Source organism: Komagataeibacter kakiaceti JCM 25156, assembly GCF_000613305.1.
The window spans coordinates 1-3593 of record NZ_BAIO01000232.1 but is presented as its reverse complement, the minus strand read 5'-3'; the positions used below and the strand labels follow the sequence as shown (position 1 = coordinate 3593).

Sequence of the window (3593 nt, the reverse complement as noted above, 5' to 3'; positions counted from 1 at the left end):
TCCGCGCCAGCAGGCTGGCCAGATGGTCCAGCTTGCCCGCCGCGCGCCGCCGCTCGACCTGCCCATGTTCCAGCGTGGCGATTCCGGCAGAATCGTAGCCGCGATATTCCAGCCGCCGCAGAGCGTCCAGAATGACCGGTGTGGCCTGATTGCCGCCCACAACCCCTACAATGCCACACATCAGCCCTGTTCCTTCCTGTTCTTCAGCCGCCCGCGAAATGACAGGGCATAACCCGCCCTGTTGGACTGACGCGCCCGGCCAAAGGCCATATCGCCATCAGGTACGTCATGCGTGATCACGCTGCCCGCGGCGGTAATCGCACCCTCCCCCACCCGCACGGGGGCGACCAGAACGGAATCCGAGCCGATGAAGCTGTCAGCCCCGATTTCGGTCCTGTGCTTGAACACCCCATCGTAATTGCAGGTAATGGTGCCCGCGCCGATATTGGCGTTACACCCCACCGATGTATCGCCCAGATAGGTCAGGTGACTGGCCTTGGCCCCCGCGCCGAGGGTCGTGGCCTTGAGTTCCACGAAATTGCCCACGCGCGCGCCCTCTCCCACATCGCTGCCGGGGCGCAGGCGGGCATAGGGACCGATCCGGGCATCAGGGCCGACAACAGCGCCCTCGACATGGGAAAAGGCGTGGATTTCCGCCCCCCGCATCACATGCACGCCCGGCCCGAACACCACATGGGGGTGTACCACCGTATCCGGTTCCAGCCGGGTATCGGCGCACAGAAACACGGTGTCCGGGGCGATCAGGGTCGTGCCGCCCGCCATGGCCGCCTGACGCAGGCGGGCCTGCACGCAGCTTCCGCCACGGCCAGTTCGATGCGGGAATTGATGCCGCGCAGTTCGTCCTCGGGTGCGACGACGGCCCGCACGTGACGCCCTTCGGCCACGGCGCGGGCCACGACATCGCCCAGATAATATTCGCCCTGTGCGTTCGCGTTACCAATTTCGGACAGCCAGCGCCGGAAATCCGTGGCGTCGGCGCAGAGCACACCGGCATTGCACAGCCCGATCCCGCGCTCCCGCGCCGTGGCGTCCACCCATTCCACAATGCGCGTGACCTGCCCGTTCTCCGTCACGACACGGCCATAGCGCGCGGGATCGTCCGGTTCCATGGCCAGCAGCGCCAGACCCGTATCATCACACCGCCGCTGCGCCAGCAGCGCGCGCATCGTGCCCGGTGTGATCAGCGGGTTATCGCCATACAGCACCGCGACATCGCCCGTTCCGAACGCCGCCGCCGCCTGCCGCGCCGCGTGACCGGTACCAAGGCGTTCATGCTGGATCACCACCGCATGGGGCGCGGCAAGGGCTGCCACATCATCCATGCCGGGACCGACCACCACCACGATCCGGTCAAAGACCTGCGCGGCGTTATCAAGCAGGTAGCGCAGCATGGGTTGCCCGGCCAGCGGATGCATGACCTTGGGCCGTTCCGATTTCATGCGCGTGCCCCGGCCGGCAGCCAGAATGACGGCGGTCGACATGGGCGGGACAGCGGAAGATGGTGCGGTATCTGTCTGGGTATTCATCGCATTGTGCGCGTACTCCCCACCAGATGGCCCTGTCAAACCCTTATGCATGCGCGCTACCATCACTTAGAATTTCCGATTGCTACCCTGTAAATCCAATACCGGAAGGAACCCGTGGATGCCTGCCTCCCCCCCCCGTCTGGCCGTATTCGACATGGACGGCACGCTTATTGACAGTCTTCCCGATCTTGCCGCCTGCGCCAACAGGCTGCTGTCGCATTACGGTCTATCTCCCATAGACTCCGAGCAGGTCCGCCCCATGATCGGCGATGGCGTGAGCGCCCTTGTTAGCCGCCTGCTGGCCCATGCGGGCGCGGCCGCCGCCGGGATTGACCGCGCCGAGGCCACCACACGCTACATGGCCGATTACACACCGCATTCCACCGACCTGTCCCGCCCCTTTCCCGGCACGGTCGGGATGCTGGAAAGCCTGCGCGCGTCCGGCTGGCACATGGCCGTATGCACCAACAAGCCGGTGGCCGCCGCACGGCATATTCTCAAGGTGCTGGATCTGGAACACTGGTTTGTGGCCGTGGGCGGCGGGGACAGTTTCAGCGTGCGCAAGCCTGATCCGCGCCACCTGCTGGGCACCATAGAACTGGCGCAGGGCAACCCGAAGCACGCGTTCATGGCGGGCGACCACCATAACGACATCGCCACGGCCGAAGGCGCGCATGTGCCGGCCATTTTCGCCCGCTGGGGCTATGGACGGCCGGAAATGGAGGCGGGCGCCACGGTCGGGGCCGATTCCATTTCCGACATCGCGTATCTGGCGGGCGAACTCGTGCCCGCCTGAGACATCAGACGTCCAGATTGGCGACCTTCAGCGCATTGCCCACGATGAAGTCACGACGCGGTTCAACCACATCCCCCATAAGGGTGGAGAAGACCTGGGCCGCGTTTTCGACATCACCCACCTTGACCTGCAACAGGGTGCGCATGGCGGGATCGAGCGTGGTTTCCCACAACTGCTCGTCATTCATCTCGCCCAGCCCCTTGAAGCGGTTGATGGACAGGCCCTTGCGCCCCTGCGCCAGAATCCGCTCATACAGCGAGGCCGGTCCGTTAAAGGACTGGGCATTGCCATCGAGCAGCAGTTCCACCGGCCTGCCGAAATCGGCCACAAGCTGCTCATGGCGTTCGGCCAGCCAGCGTACTTCCGCGCTGCGCAGGGCGAGGGATTCAAGACGGTAGACCTCCCCCACGCCGCGCACGCTGCGCGCCATTTCCAGCCCGCTTTCACTCGCGGCCACTTTCCACCCACGCTCGGCCGGGGGGATACGGCGTCAAGCCGGGCCTGAAGATCCACGATCCGTTCCGGCACGGCGTTCAGGTCCGAACGCAATACACCCGCGATCGCCGCCTGTTCCAGCACCCATACCGGCACCCGCGACGACAGCCGCGCCAGCGCGCGGGCCATATCGCGGATGAACATCACCTCCGCCCGCATGGGTTCGCCATCAAGCACGCGCCCATCGGCAAAACGCAGCGTGGCGTTGGCCAGCGCCTTGTCCAGCAGGTAGGATTCGAGCGCCGCATCATCCTTCAGGTACCGTTCGTCATTCCCGCGCTTGGCGCGGTAAAGCGGCGGCTGGGCGATGTAGAGGTACCCCTTCTCGATCAGTTCGGGCATCTGGCGGAAGAAGAAGGTCAGCAGCAGGGTGCGGATATGTGAGCCATCCACATCGGCGTCGGTCATGATGACGATGCGGTGGTAGCGCAGCTTCTCGATCGAGAAGCCGCCATGTTCCACGTCCCCCCGGCCGATGCCGGTGCCCAGCGCCGTGATCAGCGTGCCGATTTCAGCCGATCCCAGCATACGGTCGAAACGGGCGCGCTCGACATTGAGGATCTTGCCCTTGAGCGGCAGGATGGCCTGAAAACGCCGGTCACGCCCCTGCTTGGCGGTGCCACCCGCCGAGTCACCCTCGACGATGAACAGTTCGGAGCGGGACGGATCGCGTTCCTGACAGTCGGCCAGCTTGCCGGGGAGCGAGGAAATATCCAGCACCCCCTTGCGCCGGGTCAGTTCACGCGCGCGGCGGG

2 protein-coding genes and 2 pseudogenes are annotated in these 3593 nt (G+C 65.3%); 1 reads left to right on the top strand and 3 read right to left on the bottom strand.

Going from position 1 to position 3593, the window contains the following annotated elements:
• Positions 1 to 181: hypothetical protein (locus tag JCM25156_RS23720; RefSeq protein ID WP_034959451.1), on the bottom strand; the 181-nt coding region annotated here is incomplete at its 3' end.
• Positions 181 to 1547: pseudogene (gene glmU, locus JCM25156_RS23715) on the bottom strand (bifunctional UDP-N-acetylglucosamine diphosphorylase/glucosamine-1-phosphate N-acetyltransferase GlmU). The pseudogene glmU and the gene JCM25156_RS23720, both read right to left, overlap by 1 nt.
• Positions 1548 to 1665: 118 nt before the next feature.
• On the opposite strand from glmU, the gene JCM25156_RS11260 reads away from it, so the two are divergent.
• The gene (locus JCM25156_RS11260; protein WP_025813153.1) at positions 1666 to 2343 is read left to right on the top strand and encodes an HAD hydrolase-like protein; all 678 of its coding nucleotides are present in this window, start codon (positions 1666 to 1668) and stop codon (positions 2341 to 2343) included.
• A 4-nt stretch (positions 2344 to 2347) separates the two neighbouring features.
• On the opposite strand, the pseudogene JCM25156_RS23710 reads toward JCM25156_RS11260, so the two are convergent.
• Positions 2348 to 3593: pseudogene (locus JCM25156_RS23710) on the bottom strand (toprim domain-containing protein); the annotation flags it as partial.

Bases quoted from the DNA above. Each gene is read 5' to 3' on its own strand.
- JCM25156_RS11260 (WP_025813153.1), top strand. From the start codon at position 1,666: ATGCCTGCCTCCCCCCCCCGTCTGGCCGTATTCGACATGGACGGCACG.